Origin of the sequence: Sutterella seckii, assembly GCF_009183815.1 — a bacterium.
Taxonomy (GTDB): domain Bacteria; phylum Pseudomonadota; class Gammaproteobacteria; order Burkholderiales; family Burkholderiaceae_F; genus Sutterella; species Sutterella seckii.
In genome coordinates this window covers 1-22,945 of record NZ_WEHX01000019.1, presented here as the reverse complement: position 1 = coordinate 22,945, position 22,945 = coordinate 1, and the positions used below count along the sequence as shown (strand labels likewise).

Annotated in this window: 23 protein-coding genes; 9 read left to right on the top strand and 14 right to left on the bottom strand. The window is 61.3% G+C overall.

The window, feature by feature from the left end; all coding sequences use genetic code 11:
• Nucleotides 1–11: 11 nt before the first annotated feature.
• From GBM95_RS04755 to GBM95_RS04695, 13 genes are all read right to left on the bottom strand, one after another.
• Nucleotides 12–1,289, bottom strand: coding sequence for an ABC transporter permease (locus GBM95_RS04755; protein WP_152158038.1), 1,278 nt, complete (start codon nt 1,287–1,289; stop codon nt 12–14).
• Nucleotides 1,290–1,301: 12 nt separating this feature from the next.
• Nucleotides 1,302–1,979 (bottom strand): ABC transporter ATP-binding protein, encoded by a 678-nt coding sequence (locus GBM95_RS04750; protein WP_152158037.1) that lies wholly within the window; start codon nt 1,977–1,979, stop codon nt 1,302–1,304.
• On the bottom strand, nt 1,979–2,431 hold the full coding sequence (locus GBM95_RS04745; RefSeq protein ID WP_152158036.1) for a hypothetical protein: 453 nt from the start codon (nt 2,429–2,431) through the stop codon (nt 1,979–1,981). Before GBM95_RS04745 ends, GBM95_RS04750 begins: the two co-directional genes overlap by 1 nt.
• A 100-nt stretch (nt 2,432–2,531) precedes the next feature.
• Nucleotides 2,532–4,283, bottom strand: a complete 1,752-nt coding sequence (locus tag GBM95_RS04740) for an alkaline phosphatase (RefSeq protein WP_152158035.1) — start codon at nt 4,281–4,283, stop codon at nt 2,532–2,534.
• A gap of 246 nt (nt 4,284–4,529) precedes the next feature.
• Nucleotides 4,530–4,766 (bottom strand): UTRA domain-containing protein, encoded by a 237-nt coding sequence (locus GBM95_RS04735; RefSeq protein ID WP_404817497.1) that lies wholly within the window; start codon nt 4,764–4,766, stop codon nt 4,530–4,532.
• Between the two features lie 371 nt (nt 4,767–5,137).
• Complete coding sequence (locus GBM95_RS04730; protein WP_152158033.1) at nt 5,138–6,034, bottom strand: isocitrate lyase/PEP mutase family protein; 897 nt, start codon at nt 6,032–6,034, stop codon at nt 5,138–5,140.
• The gene (locus tag GBM95_RS04725) at nt 6,031–6,666 is read right to left on the bottom strand and encodes a hypothetical protein (protein ID WP_152158032.1); all 636 of its coding nucleotides are present in this window, start codon (nt 6,664–6,666) and stop codon (nt 6,031–6,033) included. Before GBM95_RS04725 ends, GBM95_RS04730 begins: the two co-directional genes overlap by 4 nt.
• Entirely contained in the window at nt 6,663–7,391 is a 729-nt protein-coding gene (locus GBM95_RS04720) for a DUF362 domain-containing protein (RefSeq protein WP_152158031.1), read from the bottom strand. Before GBM95_RS04720 ends, GBM95_RS04725 begins: the two co-directional genes overlap by 4 nt.
• 41 nt (nt 7,392–7,432) lie before the next feature.
• On the bottom strand, nt 7,433–8,230 hold the full coding sequence (locus GBM95_RS04715; protein ID WP_193222572.1) for a MetQ/NlpA family ABC transporter substrate-binding protein: 798 nt from the start codon (nt 8,228–8,230) through the stop codon (nt 7,433–7,435).
• Between the two features lie 251 nt (nt 8,231–8,481).
• Nucleotides 8,482–8,730, bottom strand: a complete 249-nt coding sequence (locus GBM95_RS04710) for a hypothetical protein (protein ID WP_152158029.1) — start codon at nt 8,728–8,730, stop codon at nt 8,482–8,484.
• A 247-nt stretch (nt 8,731–8,977) separates the two neighbouring features.
• Complete coding sequence (gene cybH / locus GBM95_RS04705) at nt 8,978–9,697, bottom strand: Ni/Fe-hydrogenase, b-type cytochrome subunit (RefSeq protein ID WP_152158028.1); 720 nt, start codon at nt 9,695–9,697, stop codon at nt 8,978–8,980.
• A 24-nt stretch (nt 9,698–9,721) separates the two neighbouring features.
• Nucleotides 9,722–11,485, bottom strand: a complete 1,764-nt coding sequence (locus GBM95_RS04700) for a nickel-dependent hydrogenase large subunit (RefSeq protein WP_152158027.1) — start codon at nt 11,483–11,485, stop codon at nt 9,722–9,724.
• A complete protein-coding gene (locus GBM95_RS04695; RefSeq protein WP_152158026.1) occupies nt 11,485–12,579 on the bottom strand; it encodes a hydrogenase small subunit in 1,095 nt (364 codons plus the stop codon). Before GBM95_RS04695 ends, GBM95_RS04700 begins: the two co-directional genes overlap by 1 nt.
• A gap of 460 nt (nt 12,580–13,039) precedes the next feature.
• On the opposite strand from GBM95_RS04695, the gene hybE reads away from it, so the two are divergent.
• The 9 genes from hybE to hypE all read left to right on the top strand — a co-directional run bounded on the left by hybE (nt 13,040) and on the right by hypE (nt 21,464).
• Entirely contained in the window at nt 13,040–13,816 is a 777-nt protein-coding gene (gene hybE / locus GBM95_RS04690; protein ID WP_152158025.1) for a [NiFe]-hydrogenase assembly chaperone HybE, read from the top strand.
• Entirely contained in the window at nt 13,813–14,292 is a 480-nt protein-coding gene (locus tag GBM95_RS04685; RefSeq protein ID WP_152158024.1) for a hypothetical protein, read from the top strand. The genes hybE and GBM95_RS04685 overlap by 4 nt, the downstream gene beginning before the upstream one ends.
• Nucleotides 14,289–15,299, top strand: a complete 1,011-nt coding sequence (locus tag GBM95_RS04680; protein WP_152158023.1) for a hypothetical protein — start codon at nt 14,289–14,291, stop codon at nt 15,297–15,299. Before GBM95_RS04685 ends, GBM95_RS04680 begins: the two co-directional genes overlap by 4 nt.
• Entirely contained in the window at nt 15,230–15,580 is a 351-nt protein-coding gene (locus GBM95_RS04675) for a hydrogenase maturation nickel metallochaperone HypA/HybF (protein ID WP_152158022.1), read from the top strand. Before GBM95_RS04680 ends, GBM95_RS04675 begins: the two co-directional genes overlap by 70 nt.
• A 93-nt stretch (nt 15,581–15,673) precedes the next feature.
• Nucleotides 15,674–16,522, top strand: coding sequence for a hydrogenase nickel incorporation protein HypB (hypB, locus tag GBM95_RS04670; protein ID WP_152158021.1), 849 nt, complete (start codon nt 15,674–15,676; stop codon nt 16,520–16,522).
• A gap of 39 nt (nt 16,523–16,561) precedes the next feature.
• A complete protein-coding gene (hypF, locus tag GBM95_RS04665) occupies nt 16,562–18,967 on the top strand; it encodes a carbamoyltransferase HypF (protein ID WP_226963161.1) in 2,406 nt (801 codons plus the stop codon).
• Nucleotides 18,968–18,971: 4 nt separating this feature from the next.
• Nucleotides 18,972–19,232 (top strand): HypC/HybG/HupF family hydrogenase formation chaperone, encoded by a 261-nt coding sequence (locus tag GBM95_RS04660; protein WP_152158020.1) that lies wholly within the window; start codon nt 18,972–18,974, stop codon nt 19,230–19,232.
• Nucleotides 19,229–20,347, top strand: a complete 1,119-nt coding sequence (gene hypD / locus GBM95_RS04655) for a hydrogenase formation protein HypD (RefSeq protein ID WP_152158019.1) — start codon at nt 19,229–19,231, stop codon at nt 20,345–20,347. Before GBM95_RS04660 ends, hypD begins: the two co-directional genes overlap by 4 nt.
• 52 nt (nt 20,348–20,399) lie before the next feature.
• Complete coding sequence (hypE, locus tag GBM95_RS04650) at nt 20,400–21,464, top strand: hydrogenase expression/formation protein HypE (protein WP_152158018.1); 1,065 nt, start codon at nt 20,400–20,402, stop codon at nt 21,462–21,464.
• A 347-nt stretch (nt 21,465–21,811) separates the two neighbouring features.
• On the opposite strand, the gene GBM95_RS04645 is transcribed toward hypE, so the two are convergent.
• A partial coding sequence (locus tag GBM95_RS04645) for an IS1634 family transposase (RefSeq protein ID WP_152158017.1) occupies nt 21,812–22,945 on the bottom strand: 1,134 nt, incomplete at its 5' end.

Genomic DNA, 22,945 nt, shown 5'->3' with positions numbered 1-22,945 from the left:
CCTTGTTTCTCTCAGTTCATTCTGGCGCGTCCCGCCGCCCAGGCGGGAATGAGCGCGCAAAGGCCCCCAAGCGCAAGGGTCAGCAGGAAAAGCCGGAGTTCATTCAGGGAAAGCGCCGGACTCATCGCGATTCCCGTCTGGTGCGTGAGCCCCATCGCGCAGAGCTCGGCAATGCCCCACCCCAGAATCACGCCCATGACGGCGCCCATGCCGACCACCTCCATCACGATGCACCAGAGAAGGAGCGCGACGTAGCGCTTCGGCGCTCCGAGAACGCGAAGCTGCAGGAGCGTCGGAAGCCTCAGCCGCCCGAGGAGCACGCCCGTGACGAGTGTTGCCGCGAGAGCAATCACGAGCGTAAGGCCCGTGATGAAGGAAAGCGCTTCAGACGCCCCGCCCATTGCGGCATAAAGCTCTACCAGAACTTCGCCCGAAAAGACGCCCATGAGCGGGACGGGATTTCCATCAGCCCCCAAAACCGTCATTTTTGAAAAGTCCTGCCGGAGCCGGTAGGCATCGGCCACGGTCACGGGCTTCACGACGATCGCGGACATCCCGGGGAACCTGGAGAGGTCCTCGGTCAGCCAGTGTTCGAGCGGTTCTGGAATCCCTTCCGCATGATGATGATCATGCCCTTCATGTTCCTCATGTTCATCATGGTATTCGTGCTCGGCATGAAGCGGCCCGTGAAGCGCCCAGACGCGCTCGATCGGCACCATCACGGCGCGGTCCCAGGGCGTGCCCGTGGGCGGCATCACGCCCACCACGCGAAATTTCTCCCCCTGATGCGCGTGCCCTGCGCCGTGGACTCTGCCGTGCACCGGGAGGAACTCATCCCCGAGTTTGAGGCCGCTTTCCGCACCTGCCACTGCTTCAAGGGGCGCCTCAAATACGCGGCCCTCGGCCACGTTTCTCGCCCCGCCCTGAATCACCATGCTCTTCGTCGTGCCGACGATCGCGGCATTTCCGATGCGGTCGCCGAGCGCAATCGGCGCGTACCAGCGGACGCGCTTTGAATCCTTGAGCGTCCTGAGCGCCTCTGCGGGAACAAGGGACAAAGGTTCATCCCGAAGGTAAACGGTGCCCAAGAGAAGCGACACGGCGCTTCCCTTTGCGCCCACGAGAAGGTCGAAGTCGTCCGCAGCCTGCGCCGACGAGCTTCTGAGCATTCTTTCGGCGAGTCCCGTTGAAATGGCGAGCGAAAGCGCAAGCGCGAGAACAAGCGCCATGCCCCCTAGAACGCCGAGGGAGCGCCTCAGCTCGCTTTTGAGCAGCATCCAGACATGCATTCAGAGCTCCTTTCAATTCCCTTCAATGAGGCGGCCTTCGGCAATCACCACCTTCTGCGGAAAGTGCGCGAGGACCCGCGGATCATGCGAAACAAGAATCAGCGTGGCGCCGAGGCGCTTTGCTGCGCCGATGAGCGCCATCGTCACTTCCTCCGCCCTTTTTCCGTCGAGACTCGCTGTTGGTTCGTCGGCGAGGATCACTTTCGGAGCGGCAAAGAGGACGCGCGCAAGCGCCGTTCTCTGCATTTCTCCTCTCGAGAGATGCAGCGCACGGGTTCCGGAGCGCACGCCGTAATGGTCGAGAAGCTCCCGGGCCCGCTTTCTGTCGTCTGAGGTCGGCCGCCGGTAGAAGGTTGCCGGAAGCAGCACGTTCTCCTCGGCCGAAAGATCCTCGAAGAGCCTGAAGTCCTGAAAAAGAAACCCGCAGTTCTCTCCGCGCCAGCGGTCGCGCTCGCCCTCTGGCAATCGGGAAAGGCGCGTTTCACCCCAGCTTACAGCCCCTTCGGTGGGGGTGAGGATCCCGGAGATGAGCTTCAGAAACGTGCTTTTCCCGGAGCCCGACTCGCCCCTGACGCCGAGCAGACTCCCTTCCGGCAGCGCAAAGCGCGAGGAGGCAAAAATAGTCCGCAGTTCGTCGCCGTCCGGCACCGTGAGGCGGAGGTTTTCGAGTTGAAGGTCGAAGGGCTTCATCAGATCACCTCGAAGCGGGCGTTGACGAGCCTCACGAGCGACACGAATCCCGTTTCCTCGTCCATGCGGCTTCCGAGCTCAAGCGTTCCCGTCACGGCAATGATGCGGTTCGCCTGCACGAAGTCCTGCTTTTCGGAAAGAAAGACCACGATGATGCTCTCCGGCCAGTCGGCGTCGGTGCTGCAGAAGGGACAGAGGCTCACGGGCTCCTTCGTTAGCACAAAGAATTTGGCGTCGGCCTTGAGTGGCGGCGCCATGAAGCCCAGGATCGTCACCTTCTTCCCTGCGAGGCTCTTGAGCTTCTCGGAGAGCTTCAGCCCCAGAACAGAATAGCCCGCATACATCTCGTCGAAGGAAAGGTTGGGCTTCGGTTCCGCCCGCACCGGGAAACTGGCGAGCATGGGAGCCGCAAAACCGACAAGAGCGGCCGAGAGGAGCTTTCTTCGAATCATAGGTTCCTCTTTTTTGAACATATGAAAACGGGACGGAGCGCGGCCGATTCAATCGACTTCAGCCGCATTCCGTCCCGATTAGAGGCACTTCTGTGCCGGATCAGTGGCCGAGGGCCATGGCTTCAGCCATCACGCGGAAGATTTCCGTCGAGTTCATGAAGCCCTTGATCTCTTCAGAGCGCGGACCGCGGGCCGTGACCACGAGGTCGTCGACCGTGTGAACGCCCTGGGATTCGTTTCTCGGGAGGTTCCCTTCAACGAAATGACCGCCCTCAACGTTCTTGTAGGTGTCGTCGGCAACGTATTCGCCCTTTTCGTTCTTGACGGCCGGATTGAAGGTCTTGTCCGGATAAGGACGATAGGTTTCATAGTAGTCGGGATGAGCGCCGAAGAAGACGGCAAGGCGCTTCGAGGGGGCGAAGTTGTCGGGGAACCCGTCCTTGTCCTTATCCTCGTAGTTGGGATAGCCCGCCTCGGCGTAGACGCCCACCTTCTCGCGCATGTCCTTGCCGGGCTTGTTGTCGTCAACCGTGCCCGCGACCGAGATCGAGTGCGTGTGGTCGCCCGTCACGATGAGGAGCGTGTCGGGGTGCTTGTCAACGTACTTCTGAGCGAGCTCGACCACCTTGTCGAAGGCAATGGTGTCGCCCACCGAACGCGTCCAGTCGAGCGGGTGCGAGAACTTGTCGACAAGGCCCGCTTCAAGCATCAGGAAGAAGCCGTTCTTATTCTGCTCGAGCACCTTTACGGCGGCGTTGAAGGAGTCCGTGAAGTCAGGCTGGTTCGGGAACTTCTTGACGGTATTGCCCTTCCACTGATGACGGTCGATCCAGCCGTCCATATTGCCCGTGTGAAAGAGCCCGAGGAGCTTCTGCGGGGCCTTGCCCTTCACGGCATCGTTGAGTTCCGTACGGTCGGTGACGAACTGGTAGCCGTCATTCTTGAACATCTCGATGTAGTTGGTCTGGTCCTTTCGCTTCGAGCCCGGAACGCCCTGCGGGAGGAAGTAGGCCGAGCCGCCGCCCAGAATCACGTCCGGACGGACATCCCAGAACATGCCGACGATGTCGGCCTTGTCCGCACGGCGGCGGGTATGGGAGACGACGGAGGCCGGCGTTGCGTCTTCAATTTCAGCGTCCGAAACCACGCCGATCGCCTTCCCGGTCTTCCTGCGAAGGATTTCAGCAATCGTTTCCTGGCGGGGATCGTCCTGCGAGGCCTTCGTGCGGTCGGCATAGACGCCGAGCGCGTTGACGGACGACTTGTGGCCCGTCATGTAGGCCGAAGCCGTGTTGGCGGAGTCGGCCGCGATCGTATCGACCGAGCTCGTGCCGAGAAGCGCCATGTGCGGCATGTCGTCCATGGCGAGGGGTGCGTTGTACATGCCGTTCGTCACGCCCTTCGAAAGAATGCGGGCGGCAGTGCGGTGGCCGACGGAGAGGCCGTCGGCAAGGAGAATGATGACGTTCTTCGCGACGGCCTTCTTGGGCGTCGTGTAGATGTCCCAGTTCGCGCGCAGCTCGCCTTCAGGCGACTTCACGGTGACGGTGTACTTCCCGGGCTTCTTGATTTCGACATCGCGGAGGATGATGGCCGAACCCTTGGCGTCGATTTCCTCGGCAACGTAGATCTCGTCGCCCTTCAAAACCTTTTTATAGTCCTGGCCGTTGATCTGTACCTGAATGTTCTTCCTGTCGACAACGGTATCGAGCTCGACCTTGAAGTCGAAGCGCGCATTCGTCATAAAGCGCGCCTGGTCGACCGGATAGATCTGCGCGGCCTGAACGGCACTCGCGGCAGAGAAGGAGAGAAGCACAGCAGCCGCTGCGGCGGAGAGGATGTGTTTATTCACGTCTGTTTCCTGAGATCGGACAATTTCATTGAAGGGAATCGCCGCCCGGAGCCCGGGCACGCCCGGGCTTCCTGCGGGATCCTTCAAAAAAGTCTAGGAAGCAGATGCAACAAACCTCTGACAGCAAAATGACGATTGAGCGACAAGATGCAGTTTCTGCCCCTCAGTCTTCATGAATTTGTAATGGAGTCCTGAAGGGCCTAAGGGAAGCGTCGTCAATCGCGAGCGCCGCGTCAGCCATTCATTTCAGTCAATGCGCACATTCAGATTAAAGGCGTACCGGTCGGAAGGCATGATCGAGAGCGTGATGAGGCGCGTTCTATAGCGGTCGCTGATGCAGCGCCTCAGAATTCTGAGGGCCGGTATTCCGGGCTGAGCGTCGAGATTCCTTGCCGCCTCCTCTGAGAGCGCCGTCGCCTCGATGGTCTGGCGCACTTCCACGCATCGGCGCCGATAGTGCGAGCAGATGAGATCAATCATCAGGCGGTCCGGATTCTCCTGGGAAATGCGGACCAGCCTCCCTCACTCGGGCGGGATGTATTCGGTGGTCCACGCAATCGAGGGATCAGAGGGACTCACGCTCTCACGCACCATGGAAACTCAGCTTCTCAAGCCCGACGAAACCTCTGAACTCTCTCTTGGAAATCAAACCGGAATCCCGGGACACAGCGCCAATCGTCTCAACGCGCTGAACCGTGGGCTCCCAATAAAAGGAACGCACGCCGATGACAGAAAGCGTGCGTTCCAGTCTCTTAACTGCAGATAAGAGGATTTGGAGTTTAACAGACCTCCTTCATCTTTCCTTTTCAGCTCGCAGTAGAACGAAAATCGCAAACATGCGGGAACGAGGAGGTTCAATCCTGACGCCGAACGCCGTACCTCTTCTCCAGCTCCCGGTACTTCTCAAGCCCGATGAAGCGGTTGAACTCGCCGAAAGGCATGAGGTCCCCGAGAAAGCTCTCGCTCGTCCCTTCCTTCGCAAGCGTCGAGAAATTGTCGAAGAGCGTTTTGGTCACCATGTAGAGCGACGCGCAGGACCAGAAGACGCCGGCATAGCCCATGGCCTGGAGCTCACGGGCAGAAATGATCGGCGTCTTCCCGCCTTCAATCATGTTGGCAAAAAGATGAACGCCCGTTCCTTCAAACTCCCTCGCAATCCTCTCCACCTCGCCGCGGTCCCTCAGCGCCTCGATGAAGAGCGCCTCCGCTCCGGCCTCGGCATAGAGATGCCCGCGCCGGACGGCGTCCTCAATGCCGTTCACGGCCCGAGCATCCGTGCGAGCCATGATGAGCGTCTCCCTATCGATCCTCGCGTCGCAGGCGGCGCGGATCTTTTCGGCGTGTTCTTCAGCAGAAATCACCGCCTTTCCTTCCATGTGCCCGCAGCGCTTGGGCCAGACCTGATCTTCAAAGAAGATGCAGGAAGCGCCGGCCTTCTCGTATTCCTGCTCGGTCCGGAGGACGTTGAGGGCGTTCCCGTAACCGGTATCGCCGTCGCCGATCACGGGAATGTCCGTCGCGTCGCAGATCTGCTTCAGGGCTTCCGTCATTTCTGAGAGCGACAGAAGCCCTACATCGGGTTCTCCGAGGCGCGAGGCGGAAATCGCGTAGCCGCCCATTGCGAGACAGGGGAGCCCCGCAGCCTCGGCCACCTTCGCCGACAGCGCGTCATAGATCCCTGGTGCAATCATGAAGCGCCCGGAGCGCAGATTCTCGCGGAAGGCCTTCCGCTTATCGTGAGCAGTTTTCATGCTGCTTTCTCCTTTTCGTCAGCAAGACGAGCAAAGACGCGGGACGCGCGCTCCCAGTTGAAGACGCCGCAGCGGCAGCTCGCCGCCACCTTTCTCGCGGCGCTCTCCGGATCCAGATTTCCGCACTCGATATCGCGCACGAGCTTCTGAATCAGCGCAAACGAAATCATGTTGTGCCCGCACATGGAGGCGATTTCGAGCACGGGTTCCTCGGGTAGCTTCTCGGTTTTCCCGAAGAGGCCGAGCGAAATGTTGACGGTGTGGGGCTTCAATCCCGTATTGCAGCAGGCCTTCGAGACCTGATCGAAAAGCCCCGACACCACGATGGAAAGCCCGAGATCCTCGCGCTTCAGCTCCGAAAGAACCTCCGTGACGTCGTCGATCGAGCGGAAGACCGCGTGCGAGACGGTGTTGTCCTTTGTCTTCGCGGCGATTTGGGCGAGTTCGCCCGTAAAGGCATTGCCCGCAACGTTCCCGAAGTTCACCGGGTTGTGCGAGGCGAAGATATCGAGCGCCCGCGCGAGGGCGGGCGCTGCGCCCTCCCTGTTCACGCCCCGGGCGGCCATGGCAAGGATCACGTAGTCTTTTTGGAGTTCTTCGATCGAACCCCGGCGATGAAGCGTATGCGTCATTCTTGTGCCTCCTGAAAAGGTCGTCCGAGACCGACATTGGTTTTCCCGTTGGGTCGATGCCAGACGTCATGGTCTCGAAGAATCTGAAAGAGCCGCGCCTCTGATTCATCGGGTCGAAGCGGCGCGGCAAGTCCCACCGAGAACACCGTATCCACTTGCCCGGCTGAGGCCTTGAGCACCGCCGCGAGCGCGGGGACCCGGCTCTCCTCGATGTCAAACTCAATCAGGGCGGAAAGCACGCGTTCGCCGAGGACTTCGGGCCTCAGGGTTCCCTGCGACTCATCGGTCATGAGGGACGTCACGGGATTCTCCTTCTGGAACCGCACGCCGAAGGCCGCGAGCGCTTGGGCGATTACTTCAACATCCCGGAGCGACGCGCTCACGCCCGGGCGGCCGAGCTCGACCGACACGTTCACGCGCCCGAGCTTCAGGCGCCCCGTCACGTCGTTGGTCTTCATCTCCTCCGTGCCGCGCCCGAGGACGCCTGTCGACTTGTGCGGGCTCGTGACATCGGAAAACTGAGAACGAAGGCTTCTCGGATAGACGAGATCCTGAGCTTCAATTGCATTGACGGGACAGACGTTCGAACGGAGGCACGTGCCGCATTCGACGCACTTCTCCAGGTCGATGACGGAGCGCCAGCCGTCGGAAGCAGCGCCGATCGCGTTCACCGGGCAGTACGGCCGGCACTGACGGCAGCCGACGCATTTTTCAGTGATGATCATTCTGGGGTCCTTGATTTTTGGAAATTGACCGTCTTCAACCGTCAGAAAGCCGGCACCACGGAGCCCTTGTACTTATCGAGCACGAAGGCCTTTACCTCGGGACTCTGGAAGGCGCTCTGGAGCACCTTGAATTCCGGCCGATCCTTATCCTCGGTGCGCACAACGAGTACGTTTGCAAAGTCGGAATCGCCGCCCTCGAGGAGGAACGCATCCTTCGCGGGCGAAAGACCCGACTTCACGGCCCAGGAGCCGTTGATGACGGAAAAGCCCACGTCGGGGAGCGACCGCCCGAGAAAGGCGCTGTCGGTCTCGAGGAATTGAAGATTCTTCGGGTTCTTTTCGATGTCGTGCGTCGTTGCATGCACGCCTGCGCCGGGCCGGAGCCCGATGATGCCGTTCCGCTCAAGAAGCTGGAGCGCACGGCCGAGGTTGGCGGGGTCCGCGGGCACGGAAACGAGCATCCCGTCCGTGATCTGAGACTTTTCCTTGATCTTGAGTGAATAAACGCCAAGCGGGAACACCACGGTTTTGCCGAGAGGCGTGAACTGGTATCCGCGTTGCGAGATAGCTTTCTCAAGGAACGGCACATGCTGGAAGGCGTTGACGTCGATGTCCCTGACGGCAAGCGCTTCGTTCACATGGCCGTAGTCCGAAAACTCCACGATCCGGACGCTAAGGCCCTTCTCTTTGGCCACTTTTGCCGCAACTTCAGCCACCTCGGCATGAGGCCCGGACAAGGTTCCGAGCTTGATTTCCTTCTCTCCTGCCTTCTCTCCGCAGCCGGCAAGCGCAAGCGTCAGGACGGACGCGATTGCTGCAATCACAATACGGCGCTTCATTCTGGGTGTCTCCTCTTTTTCAGTGTTTACCAGTCGCATAAAGCGCCTGACCTGAGGAACACCTTACCGGGGAGAAGCTGCGGGCGGGATTCACCGCCGCCCGGACTTTGCTGTATTACGCTGCTGAATGCCTTTTCCTTTTCGAAGCCTGCCGTATTACCGTGCCCGATAGGCAGTTACGGCCAGAGACGAAGTTTTCTGCCCGCGGGTATAGCGGCGAGCTCATATCTCGTCGCAGGACCATTTCCGATTCAGATGAGGTGCAACGCTGTGATGCGCCCGAGATCAGCGTCTGAGATCCTGGAGCCCGCGAGCCTGAGCGACGCCCCGACGCTTTCGACGAGGACCATGCAATCAATCGCCCTCAGTCGGTCGGGAGCGAGACTCCTCCATGCCATCCAGCTTCCCTTGAATGCCGCGATTTCGAGGAGCAGAGAAACCATTTCTGCATCGAAGACAAAAGCATCGGCATGGAGAACGCGCCATATTAGATTTTTCATTAGATCTTATTAGATCTTTATTAGATGATATGAGATCGATATTAGATCATATGAGATTTATGCTTCAGACAAGGCCCTGCTCCATCATTCAGCGTTGAAAAACTTCCGCCAGCCCGGCGCTTTCCTCCGCTGCAGCCCGCTGAAAAAGACCCGGCTCACGAAAGAAAGAAGCCCTCCGATCCCCGTCAAAGGAACCGAAGGGCTTCGATGCGTTCAGAGTCAAACGCTTTCAGCCGGCATCAGAGAATCAGTGATTCTCTCCGCCCTGGTGCTTGAACATCCTCAGGCCCGTCGTCATGGACGAAAGGGTCGTGGCGCCGCCCATGATGTCCTCGCGGAAGGACATGTACATGTGAGCGATCGTGAAGATGATGAGCACGTACATGAGCGCATGGTGGATGGTGCGCACCGCCTGAACGTCCCCGAAGAGCGGGAACACCCAGCCGAACCAGGCCATCCAGGATTCGCCCCAACCCCAGGCCTGCGCATAGAGCGCGAGACCCGTGATGATGATGCCGATGGAGCCGAGCACGTAGAACCCGAACATCGCGAGCTGAGCGAGCGGATTGTGGCCCGCATACTCAGGCGACGTTTTCTTCATGAAGAGGTAGTAGGCAACCTGAGCGAAGACGCCCTTCCACCACTTCCAGGACCAGAGGGGCGGAATGAAGATCTGCCGCGAGTACTTGTTGCCGACCACCGCCCAGTAGAGGCGGTAGATGAAGAGCACCGTATAGATGATGCCCGCGGCAAAGTGCGCGAAGCGGATGTAGGCAAAGTCGTAGGTCGCCCACGTGTCGCCGAGGTTCGAGACGAGCGGCGCGCCGATCAGAAAGCCGGTGGCGATCATCACGAACATGCAGACCATCATGGCCCAGTGCCAGACTCGAACAGGCGCCTCCCAGACATAGAGCGGGTGCGTGCCCGCCTTCATGTCGACTTCGTAGGTGACTGGATCGATTTTCATAGGATCCTCCTGAAGGAGACCGCGTCAGCGGACCTGCACCGAGCAGAGCTCCTCGCCCTCGGGGTTGAGAAGGTGCGTGGCGCAGGCAAGGCACGGGTCGAAGCTGTGGATCGTGCGGATGATCTCGAGCGGACGCTGGGGATCAGCCACCGGAGTGCCGATGAGCGAAAGCTCATAGGTGCTCTTCTGCCCTTCGTTGGAGCGCGGCGAGGCGTTCCAGGTGGTGGGCACCACGGCCTGCCAGTTTTCAAGCTTGCCGTCCTTGATGACGCAGTAGTGGGCGAGCGCGCCGCGGGGGGCTTCGCAAAGGCCCACGCCCTTGCATTCCTTGGGCCACGTGGAGGGTTCCCAGAACTCCATGTTGGCGGCGGCCTCGTCGCCCGCCTTGATGTTGGCGGTGAGGTCGTCGACGTACTGGACGAGCTTCTGAGCAGCCCAATGGCATTCGAGCGCGCGGGCGGCATGGCGGCCCAAGGTCGAGAACGCAGCCTCGAGCGGGAGGTTGAGTTCCTTCAGAAGGTCGAGCGCCGGCTCCTTGATGTGCGGCACGTTCTTCGCAATGCCGATCGCAAGGCGGGCGAGCGGGCCCACTTCCATCATGTGGCCGCGCCAGCGCGGGCTCTTGATCCAGGAGTACTTGCCGTCAGGCGTGAGCCACTGGAACTTCGTGGGCGTGCCTTCGGAGCCCTTCGCGAACTCGTACTTCTGCTCGGTGATGCCGTCCCAGGGGTGCAGACCCTTCGTCTGATCCGGGTACTGGTACCAGGAGTGGTCGACGAATTCCTGAATCTGCTCGGGGTCGCGCGCATCGACCTCAAAGACCTCGTTGAGGTTGCCGTTCAGAATGGCGCCCGAGGGGAGCTGGAGGGACTTGTCGGAGAAATCGTTCGCGATTTCGGGGAAGTCGCCGTAAGCGAGGCAGTTGACGCCGGCGAGGCCCTTCCCGTACTTGAACCAGTCCGGATAGAAGGAGGCGATCGCCTTGATGTCGGGGAGGTAGACGTTTTCGACGATGTCGACCGCATGGCGCGCAACCGCACGCATGTAGTTGAGCGTCACCTCGTTCACCATCGTGCCCTGGCCGCCCGTGTCGTGCATGTTGATCGGGCACGCGACGCCGCCCACGAGATAGTTCGGGTGCGGGTTCTTGCCGCCCAGAATCGTGTGGATGCGCACGACCTCGCGCTGGAAGTCGAGGACCTCGAGGTAGTGGGCGACGGCGAGAAGGTTCACCGCAGGCGGGAGCTTCATCGCCGGGTGTCCCCAGTAGCCCTTGTTGAAGATCGAGAGCTGACCGGATTCAACGAGCTTCTTCACGCGGTTCTGAATGTCGCGGAAGTAGCCCACGGCCGCGAGCGGATGACGCGGCGAAATCTTCTGCTGAATGTCGGCGGTTTCGCGGGGATCAGCCTGAAGCGCGCTCACCACGTCGACCCAGTCGAGGGCGGAGAGCTGATAGAAGTGGACGATGTGGTCCTGAACGTAAAGGGTGGCGTTCAGGAGATTGCGGATGATGTTCGCATTCTTCGGAATCTTGATCCCGATCGCGTCCTCAACCGCGCGGACGGCGGCAAGGGCGTGAATGCCCGTGCAGACGCCGCAGATGCGTTCAACGAACGCCCAGGCGTCGCGCGGATCGCGGCCCTTCAGAATCACTTCAAGGCCGCGCCACATCGTGCCCGTGCTCATCGAGTCGACGATCTTGCCGTCGTCGCCGAGCACGGCCTGCACGCGCAGATGACCCTCAATGCGGGTGACCGGGTCAACAACAATTCTGCGTTCGCTCATTATTCCTTCCCTCCGATTTCCTTATTCGTTTTGGCGCGCGCCTGAGCCACGGCTGAGAGCGCTGCGTGTGCGGCGGCAGCCGCGCCGACGACGGCGACGGTTGCAAGCCCCACTTTGTCGACCGTTGCCTCGACGCCGCCGAAGATGGGCGGCAGAACGGTCGTTTCGTGCTTGTAGAAGGACCCCTTGTCGAAGAAGTTGGGTTCGGCGCAGCCGATGCAGCCGTGACCCGACTTGACCGGCCACGAGAGGCCTTCGTTCCACTGCACGGTCGAGCAGGGCGCGTAGGTCGTCGGTCCCTTGCAGCCGACCTTGTAGAGGCAGTAGCCGAGCTTAGCGCCCGCGTCGTCGAACTTCTCGGCGAACTGGCCCGCGTCGAAGTGGCCTCTGCGGTAGCACTTGTCGTGAATGCGCTGGCCGTAGAACATCTTCGGACGGCCGAGGCGGTCAAGCGGCGGCAGACGATCGTAGGCGAGGATGTAGGTGATCACCGACGTCATCACTTCCGGAATCGGCGGGCAGCCCGGGACGAGCACGATGGGCTTGTCGGTAATGATTTCCGTAATCGGAACGGACTTCGTGGGATTGGGCTTCGCGGCCTGCACGCACCCCCAGGCGGCGCAGGAGCCCCAGCCGATCACGGCCTTGGCGCCTTCGGCAACCTTCTTGATCTTGTTGAGGAAGATTTCGCCGTTCGGGATGCAGTTGATGCCGCCTTCGTTCAGAGGAACGTTGCCTTCAACGGCAAGGATGTAGTTCCCCTTGTACTTTTCCATCGTCTCGTGCAGCGACTCTTCGGCCTGCTCGCCCGCAGCGGCCATGATCGTGTCGTCGTAGTCGAGCGACACCATGGAGAGGACGACGTCCTGAACCACCGGCGAATAGGAGCGGATGAAGGATTCTGAGCAGCAGGTGCACTCAAGGCCGTGGAGCCAGATGACCGGCGTACGGGGCTTCGTTTCCATCGCATGCGCGATTTCCTGCGCGCCCGCATTGCCGAGCCCGAGGCTCGCCGCGGTAAGCGAGCAGAACTGCAGGAAGCTGCGGCGGCTCACGCCCTGACGGCGAAGTGCCTGATATTGGGTTTCAAGCATGTTGGGTCTCCCCCTCGTTCATTTTTCATATGTGCAGGCTGCCGGGCCGGAGGGTTCTTCCCGAAAGCCTGCCGGGAGCGCGCATTTCGAATGTTTCCTCTGGCGCCCCTGACAAAATCTTCAGATTCCCGGGAAAAGGGAATGAAAAGAGTCATCGAAAGAATAGTTTTCGACGCGATCTCCGGGCTATAGGTCATGAGCGCAGAGCGGCTACCCATCAAGTTCTACCTATGAGTAGCCGCGGCCGGTGCGTCGGGAAGGTCTCGCCCGAAAGCACTAGCGGCTCCCCTTCCTTTGACGGATACCGCTTCGCGCAAGCTCTTTCTATACTCGTCGGAAAAGCGCGTCCTCATTGATTGTAAACAAAGATTCGGTGCGAAATTTTCCATTGATATGAATAATTTCAGTCACCTCACCCACTCTCCTAGAGAGCCCGCGCCTTTCCGTTTCAGGAGCATTCATGGATCCCAAACCCCGGGCTTCTTTTGCTGAGTCGCCGACCGTCTTCTTCGAGGAAGGCATGCGCCGCATTGCGCGCGAGCGCATGGCGGGACTGCCCATCGTCAATCCGAAGATTGACGTCCGTGCGGTCGACTTCCGCCGCTGGGGCAACGACTGGATCGGCGTCATGGTGACGCCGTGGTCGATCGCCGCGGTCTATGTCTGCGGGGTCGCCGAATCCTGGGTCGAGGTGCCCGTCGGAAAGGTTCGATTGATCGAACTCCCCGCGGGGGACTTTCCCTTCATTTCGGTCGAGGATCCGATCCTCGGGCGCTTTCTCTCGCTCCCGCTCAAGAGTCCGGTCCTCGACATGGCCGACCAGGAAACCGCGGACGAATTCGCCCGCGTGGCGCTCAAAACCATGCTTACGACATCCTCCATCCCGGAGGACGACGAGGATGCGACCGCGTGGGCTCCGCCCGCTGCGGACGGGACGCTGCGGCGCGTGATTCCGATCAAGGTCGAGCCCCCGAAGAATTATCTTGAGACCCCGGCGCTCACGCCCAGGCCCGAACCAAAGAAGATCGACGAAAACGAGAAGTTCTCCCGCCGCGACTTCTTCGGCCGCGGCCGCCGCTGGGTTGAAAAGAAGGCGGAAGCGCCTGAGAAGCATCACCTCGAAGCCGCGCGCGCCGGGGAACTTCCGACGGAAGCGAAGGCGCCGGATGCAGCCGCTCCCGCCCTTGAGCCCCAGGCTGATGCGGCTCAATCCGCAGAAGGGAGGACGAAGCCATGACCGCTCCTGATGAAGCCGCCATCCACATCCACGTGCTCCCGAAGCCCTGCGGCAAAGCCTCCGTCTGCGTGTCTTCAACGCGCACGAACGGCATCGCCCGGATGCTTGCGTCTCCGGAGCACCGCGCAAACGCACGGCGCCTCATTACGCTCCTCTACGGCCTCTGCCCCATCGCGCACCTGACGGCCTTCGACAGCGCGCTCCTTGCCGCCCGCGGCGCCCGAGCGAAAAGCGCGGGAGCGCCTTCGCGCGCCTCCCCGAGACTGCCGTCACGGCGGAAGCGATCGTTGAGAATCTGCGCGTTCTCGTCTGCGAGAGCGAAAAGCTCGAAGCCAGGACCGCGCTCCTCGGGGGCTTCGCCGCCCCTCAGGAGGGGCGCCCGCCCCTGCCGCTCACGCCCATTCTTGGAAAAGAGGAGCACCGTCAGATCGGAGCGCTCCGCGCGAGGCTCGCCCTCATTGCGCAGCTTCTCGTGAGGCTCGACCCGCATTCTGAAGAGGGTCCTGATCCGGCGCTTTTTCAGAGGCTCCTCGATGCGCTTTCTGCCCTCCTCGCGGAAGCCCGGACCGCCGCCTCGCGGCTTCTCTTCGGGATGGAGCCGGAAGAATTCCTGAAGAATCTCCATGATCGCAGGTTCGACCTTCGCGGATGGGCCGAAAGTCATGCCGGCACGATTCCTGCCGCGCATCTGCTCCTCTCCCTGCTTGCCGAGCCTCGTCCACCGGAAGCCGACGTTCAGTTTCTGCCCGAAAGAAGCGAAATCATGACGCCAGACTTTGCCGAAGAGATTGCCTACCGGCTTCTGAACGATTCGGGCTTCGACATGGCTCCCTTCTGGCAGGGCGCGCCGAGGCTCACCGGTGCGTTGTCGCGCATGCGTAACAACCCTGCCGTGCGGGATCTTCTGATTTCGGAAGGCATTTCCCCTGCGGCGCTCACGGGCGCAAGGATTGTTGAAACCGCGTGCTTCTTCGCGCGCGCTAAGGCGCTCCTCGATCTTTCCGCAGGGCTCATCGATCGGGCTATGCCGAAAGAAGGAGAATCCGCGCCACTTTCCACCTCCGAAGAGGACGGCAGAAACGTTCTCTGGACCTATGGCCCTGAAGCGGGCATCGGGATAAGCTTCGTTGAAACGGCGCGGGGCCTTCTGATGCATGCCGTGAAGCTCATCCCTTCGGGAGAACTTCAGACCCTCAGAATCACCTCGCCCACCGAGTGGCAGTTTTCGCCCAACGGTGCCGGCCAGCGCATGGCATCGCTTGCTGCGAAAGCCTTTCTCTACCCGAAGGACGACATGGACGACCGCGCGAAGCTTGAAAACGCGGTCGAACGGGCGCTCTTCGGACTTGACGCCTGCGTGCCCACCGTCTTTGCATGGAACGGCGCCAGACGAAGCAAATCTGAATCGAAGCCATGCATGAACTCTCCATCGCCGAAGGAATTCTCGAAATCGTCGAACGCACCGCGCGCGCAAACGATGTGAAGCGCGTGAAGGCCGTGCGGGTCTCGATCGGAGAGCTTGCCGGCGTCGACATTCCGAGCCTCGAATTTGCCTGGACCTCGGTGAGGAAGGGCGGCCCCGCGGAAAACGCGGCGCTTGAGATCGAGCGCCCGCGGGGCGAGGCCTGGTGCCTCGCCTGCGAGAAAACAGTGCCCTTGAAGCGCTACGGCGACCCCTGCCCCGAGTGCGGCGGCTACCGGCTCGCCGCCACCGGCGGCACGGAAATGAAGGTGGTCGACATCCTCGAGGCTTCGGACGGCTGATTGTCCCTGAGGCTTCCCGGACCCTGCAGAACAAACAAAAGAACCCCATTAAAAAAAGTTTTCGCTCCCTAAAGCGGAGGAAGGAAGAAAGAAATGTGCACTACCTGCGGCTGCGGCCATTCGGGTCCCCATATGCATGAAGTCCGGGACGCCGACGGGAACATCACCCTGACGGTCCACGACCACGAGCATGAACATGCCCATGCCCATGAGCATGATCACGATCACGGTCATTCCCACGACCATGCGCATCCCGCGCATTCGCACGACCACGACATGCCCGCGGGACGCGCGATCGCCGTGGAAGAAGACATCCTCGCGAGAAACGACGCCATCGCGGCCGAAAACCGCGCGCGTCTTGCCGCCAGCCACGTCCTCGCCCTCAACCTCGTCTCGAGCCCCGGGTCGGGAAAGACGGAATTGCTGACCAAGACCCTGAGGACCCTCACGGACATCCCTTCGGCCGTCATTGAAGGCGACCAGGAAACGACGAACGACGCGGCAAGAATCCGCGCCACCGGCGTCCGGGCGCTCCAGATCAATACGGGGAAAGGCTGTCACCTTGACGCTCAGATGGTGAAGCGCGCGATCGAGGCGATCAAGCCCCAGGAGAACTCCATTCTCTTCATCGAGAATGTCGGCAACCTCGTCTGCCCGGCTGAATTTGATCTCGGCGAAGCGCACAAGGTCGCGGTGCTTTCCGTCACGGAAGGCGAGGACAAGCCCCTCAAGTACCCGGACATGTTCCGCGCGTCGTCGCTCGTCCTCATGAACAAGATCGATCTTCTCCCCTACGTCCCCTTTGATGCCGACAAGGCCGAAGCCAACGTCCTTCGCGTCAATCCGAAGGCGAAGGTGCTCCGGGTGTCGGCGACGACGGGCGAAGGGATCGACAAGTGGTGCGCATGGCTCAAAGCCCAGCTCGTTCTTGCGAGCCTTTAAGGGCCTTCCGACAAGTTCAAGTTCATTAAGGGAGAGCGGATGATGGCAAGAGAAGCGCGTCTCGTGCGCGTCGAAGGGCTCGTCCAGGGCGTGGGCTTTCGCCCCACCGTCTGGCGCATCGCCGCGGCGCTCAACCTTGCCGGCGAGGTCTTCAACGACCCCGAGGGCGTCGGGATTTTTCTCGAGGGCGACCCGAAGGCGCTCGACGCCTTCCCTGACGAACTCCGCCGCGGAAAGCCCCCGCTCGCCCGGATCGACTCGATCGACATGAAGCCCGCTCCCGTTCGCGGGGTCGACCGGTTCGTGATTACGCCGTCCCGCGCCGAAGGGGCCGTTACCACGATGATCACGCCCGATGCGGCGACGTGCCCAGAGTGCCTCGCGGACATCTTCGACCCGCAAAACCGGCGCTTCCGCTACGCCTTCACGAACTGCACGCACTGCGGGCCGCGCTTCACGATCACCCGCAGGCTCCCCTACGACCGCCCGCAGACCTCGATGTCGGTTTTCCCGATGTGCCCTGCCTGCCTCGCGGAGTACGAAGACCCGGGCGACCGGCGCTTTCATGCGCAGCCCAACGCCTGCCCCGTCTGCGGCCCGCAGCTCGAGCTGATCCGCGCGGACGGCGCTCCGGTCCCCGGCGACCCGATCCGGGAAACGGCGCGCGTCATCCGCGAGGGCGGCATTGCTGCGGTGAAGGGGATCGGGGGCTTCCATCTCGTCTGCGACGCCTCGAACGCAAAGGCCGTGAAGCGCCTGCGCGACAGGAAGGGCAGGAACGAGAAGCCCTTGGCCGTCATGTGCGCGGGGGTCGACTCCGCCAAGCGCATTGCCCTGGTCGACGCCGCTGAGGAGAAGCTCCTCACGGGCACGGCTCACCCGATTGTGCTTCTCAGAAAGAAGCCTGAGATCGTCGAATCGGAAGCCTTTCCCGGCATTGCGGACGAGCTCTCCGAAATCGGCGTGATGCTTCCCTACACGCCGCTCCATGCGCTCCTCTTCCATGCGCTCCTCGGAGAACCCGAAGGAACGGCCTGGATGGAAGAACCTCACGACCTCTATCTCGTCATGACGAGCGCCAATCCGGGCGGGGAGCCGCTTGTGATCGGAAACGACGAGGCTAGGAAGAGGCTCTCCTCCATCGCCGACGTGCTCCTCCTTCACAACCGCGAAATCCTCATCCGCTGCGACGATTCAGTCGTGCGCTCGACCGAATCCGGCCCTGTCTGGGTGCGCCGCGCGAGAGGCGTGACGCCCGAAGCTATCCGCATTCCGGGGGTGAAGGGCGCGCCCGACGTGGCGGCGACGGGGTCCTACCTCAAGAACACGGCCGCCATGACGCGCGGGCGCGAACTCTTTCTCACGCAGCATATCGGCGACCTCGACCGGGTATCGAACTGCCTCGCGCTCGAAGCGGCGCTCGAGCACATCCGCTCGCTCCTCGATGTCGAGCCCGGCGCCTTCGCCTCCGACCTCCACCCCGACTTCTTCTCGGGCGAGCTCGCGCAAAAGCTCGCCGAGGAAAAGCAGAAGCCCCTGATTCGCATTCAGCACCATGCCGCCCACGTGGGCGCCGCCATGGCTGAAGCGGGAAGAAACGAACGGACGCTCGGCGCCGCGCTCGACGGCGTGGGGCTTGGAAGCGACGGCAAAGTCTGGGGCGGAGAGCTCCTTGCGGTCGGCCCCGACGGGTTCGAGCGATTCGGGACACTCCACTCTCTGGCCCTCCCGGGAGGCGACCGCGCAGCCCGGGAACCCTGGCGCATGGGCGCCGCCATTCTCGCTGAACTTGGGCTTGAGGACGCGAGGTTCGAGCTCCTTCACGCCCTGCGCGGGGATCTTCCCGCCATTCCGGAAATGATGCTTCGCGAAATCCCGAAGCTCATTCATTCGCCGAGAACCGCCCGCACGAGCGCGCTCGGACGTTGGTTCGACGGCGCGGCCGCCATTCTCGGACTCGTCTTCACGATGCGGGACGAGGCGACGGCCGCCATGCGGCTCGAGAGCATCGCGGCGCCTCACATCGATGAAGCCGCTCCCCTTGAAGGAGGCTTTTCGATTGAGAAAGGCGTGCTGTCGTTCCTCCCGCTCATGCGGCATATCGCGGAAGCCCGGCTTGCCGACCCGTCGAAAGAGACCGCCGCGAAGCTCGCCGCCCTCTTTGAAGTCACCGCGGCCGATGGCATCGCCCGCTGGATCATCGACGGGCGCGAACGATCCGGCATCGACGGCCCCGTCATGCTGACGGGCGGCTGCATGCTTAACCGCGTCCTCTCGTCGCGCATCCCGAAGATGCTTCGGGATGCCGGCATCGAACCCCGAATTCCCCATATCGTGCCTCCGGGCGACGGAGGGCTTGCCCTCGGTCAGGCGCATCTTGCGCGCCTTGCCCTCGCCCGCGGCATGTCAAGCTATCCCTTTATCCGGGATCACGCTGGAGTCTGATTCTATGTGTCTTGCAGTTCCTGCAGAAATTCTCTCCGTTTCCCCGAACGGCTCCGATGCGATGGCATCGATCGGCGGCATTGAAAAGCCCGTCGACGTTTCCCTGATCGACCATCCGGTCCCGGGCGACTGGGTGATCGTGCATGTCGGGTTCGCGCTCAACCGCATCGACGCGAAGGAAGCCGAGGAGACGCTGCGCATTCTGGAAAGCGCAGGCGAGCTTCGCGAAGGCATGACGATTACGTCGGGCGGAGCGCGGCCATGAAGTACGTCGATGAATACCGCCGCGGCGACGAGGCGCAGAAGCTCGCTCAAAGAATCCGCGAGGAGGCCGACGCCGCCCGCGACTACCGCTTCATGGAATTCTGCGGCGGCCACACGCACGTGCTCTCGCGCTGGGGCCTCACGGACCTTCTTCCGCCCAACGTCCGCATGATTCACGGTCCCGGGTGCCCGGTCTGCGTGATGCCGATCGGCCGCATCGACATGGCGATGAATCTCGCCCTCAAGGAAAAGGTGATTCTCTGCACCTACGCCGACACGATGAGAGTGCCGGCTTCGAAGGGCCGGAGCTTCTTCCGATGCCGCGCCGAGGGCGCCGACATCCGCATGATCTATTCCCCGATGGATGCCGTGAAGGCCGCCCGCGAAAATCCCGACCGCGAGGTGGTCTTCTTTGCGATCGGCTTTGAGACGACGACCCCGCCGACGGCAGCGGCGATTCTCGCCGCGAAGCGCCTCGGATTGAAAAACTTCTCCGTCTTCTGCAACCACGTGCTCACCCCCGCCGCGATGGAGCACATTCTCCTCACGGTCCCGCAGCGGCCTGATGCGCCCAAGCTCAATGGCCTGGTCGGCCCCGCGCACGTCTCGACCGTGATCGGCTCCAACCCCTACCGGCACTTCAGCGAAAAGTGGAAGATGCCTGTCGTCGTCTGCGGCTTCGAGCCCCTCGACATGCTCCTCTCGATTCTGATGCTCATCCGCCAGGTGAACGAAGGCCGCGCGGAAGTCGAAAACGAATTCACGCGCGCGGTGACGGCGGAAGGGAACGTCAAGGCGATCGAGCTCATGGATGAGGTTTTCGAGCGGCGTCCGACTTTCGAGTGGCGCGGTCTCGGCACGGTTCCCAACTCAGCGCTCCGCATCCGCCCGGAATTTGCGGAATTCGATGCTGAAAAGCGCTTCGTGATGCCTGAACTCGTCGTCCCCGACAACAAGGCCTGCGAATGCGGCGCCATTCTGAGAGGCGAAAAGGAGCCGCGGCAGTGCCTCCTCTTCGGGAAGGCCTGCACGCCCGCTCACCCGATCGGGGCCTGCATGGTGTCCTCTGAAGGAGCCTGCGCCGCGGCCTACAGCTACGGACGAGCGCGGTCCTGAAGATCCGGCACAAAAGTTCCGAAGATTCATTACGGCAGGAAAGGAAAAGAACATGACGGAAAATAATCTCAAGCGCGAACGCGCAAGCTCCGGCCGCAGGCTCGACATTCTCCGCGGCGCCGTCGAAATGACGCACGGCTCGGGCGGCAGAGCTTCGGCGCAGCTGATCGGCGAACTCTTTGCGAAGCACCTCACGAACGAATGGCTCGACCAGGGGCACGACGGGGCAGTGATGCCCCCGATCACGCGCCCGGTTGCCGTCTCCTGCGACGCGCACGTCGTGAAGCCCCTCTTCTTCCCGGGCGGCGACATCGGTCGCCTTGCCGTCACAGGCACCGTGAACGACGTTGCCATGTGCGGCGCGAAGCCCCTCTGGCTCTCCGCGGCCTTCATTCTTGAGGAAGGCTTTCCGCTCCGGGACCTCGAAAAGATCGTTCAGTCCATGGCCGAGACCGCAAGGGAAGCGGGCGTTGCCGTCGTGACGGGCGACACCAAGGTGGTTGAGAAGGGCCACGGCGACGGGGTCTACATCGCCACCACCGGCATCGGCGAGCGGCTCGCCGACCACATGATTTCCGGCTCCCAGGCGCGTCCCGGCGACCGCGTGATCGTTTCGGGCTCGATCGGCGACCACGGCATGACCGTGATGAGTCTGCGCGAGGACATGACTTTCGGCACGGACCTCAAGTCCGACTGCGCGCCGCTCGGGAAAATGGTCGAGCGCCTTCTCGCCGCCGCGCCCGGTGCGCACGTCCTTCGCGACCCCACCCGCGGCGGGCTCGGGACGACTTTGAACGAAATTGCCGCCGAGAGCGGCGTCGGCATCACGCTTCATGAAGCCCAAATTCCGGTCAAGGACGAAGTCCGCGCCGCCTGCGAATTCCTGGGGCTCGATCCCCTTTATTCCGCCTGCGAAGGACGCCTCATTGCAATCGTCCCGGAAGCCGAAGCGGACGCAGCGCTCTCCGCCATCCGGAGCGACCCGCATGGGACGGGAGCCGCGATCATCGGCGAAGTGACGGCGGAGAATCCCGGATTCGTTGAGATGGTGACCCTGATGGGCGGCCGGCGCATGGTCGACTGGCTCACGGGCGAGCAGCTTCCGAGAATCTGCTGATCGGATCCGGGAAAGCTGCTTTGAAGGACGAAAACAGATCGAAAACCTTAGGGCGACGGAGTTTTTGAAATGCCTGGTGCAGGGAGACCGAACGGCTCCCTGCGTATGATCAGAACCGTCGGGAAGCCACTGAGCGTCGCTTCCGGCAGGGCTTCGGCTTTATCGGGCCTGCGTCATGGCTGTATGGGAAAGTACCGCCGAAGTGCGGATTTGAGGAATCTTCGACGCGCCTCAAAGACTCCGACATCTCCCCAAAGATATTCTGGGTCTGTAAACCGGCCGATTGGTGATCCTCACTGTCGGCCGTTTCTCTATTCATCCTAAAAGTCGTCTAATGCGGCCACGATTCAATTGACCCCCAACAGCTTGAGGAATAGCTGATCGCGTTTGGTTGTTTCCGTGGTCCATTTGGATGCACTGTCATTACCCGTCGCGGCGACGTAGTCGACGCAACGGAACCAATCAAGAATTTGAATCAGTGAGTGCTGATCGAGCCAAGCAAGCAGCTTTTCTTCGAGATTCAACTCTTCCTTTGTTTTCTTTTCGGCGCTCTTTTGGGCGAGCACCTTTTTCACATCCTGAATTCTCTTCGTCAGGAAGCAGTGATAGCCCAGCCCGACGAATTGTGCGAATTGTCTGCCGTAAAGGTTTTCCGGATACCACGTTCTAGGCTTGCGTCCGTCGAAGCTTTCCTTGTAGGTCGCGAACAACTCTTCAATCTTTTCGCGGGAGCGGTACGCCTTCAGAGCTTCAAAGGGATCGCGAATTTCGTTGCTCACGAGGACAAAGAAACCCCAGTATCGCTTGGCTTCTTCGATCTTTTCATTCTTGAAGGAAACCTTGACGCCTTTGCTTATGCGCTTCACGATGAGGAAGTTGTCGATCAGCTTCTGGGCGGCAGGTCGGAATTCTTCAACGCCATCTTCCAAATCTTTCTTGATTGAAAAAAGGCTCTCCTTGAGACGTCGTTCTTGAATCGGAGCGGCTTCCGGCTTGTAGCAAACATGAACATACAATCGCCGGGTGAACGTTTCAGTCTGCCCTGCTTCGTAGTTGCCGCGCGTGCGCTGACGAACGATGCTGAAGTCGTGCTGGCGACGACGCATGACGGCATTGATACCGACATCAAACGGACAGGAATTTTCGAAAGCGCCGATCTCTTCGCGAACAGCATCAATTTCTTCACGAACCCATTTGTCGGTGCTGTTGGCGAGCATCAGGAACTTCACGTGCTCGCGCGCGAGGTAAGTCATGTTGGCCTGACAGTAAAAGCCGTTGTCAGCCACGATGACCGGTGCAGAGAGGCCTAGCACCTCAAGCTGCCGGAGAGAATTTGCCAGCGAGATCTTGTCAGGAATGTTTCCCGGCTGCTTGCTGAAAGCTACAGGCTCTCGATTCTCAACTGAGTACAGGACCAGAAGCTTGATCGTATCCAGTCCGTCGCCATCCTTGTTGAATCCTTGACGCGCTTCGATTTGATT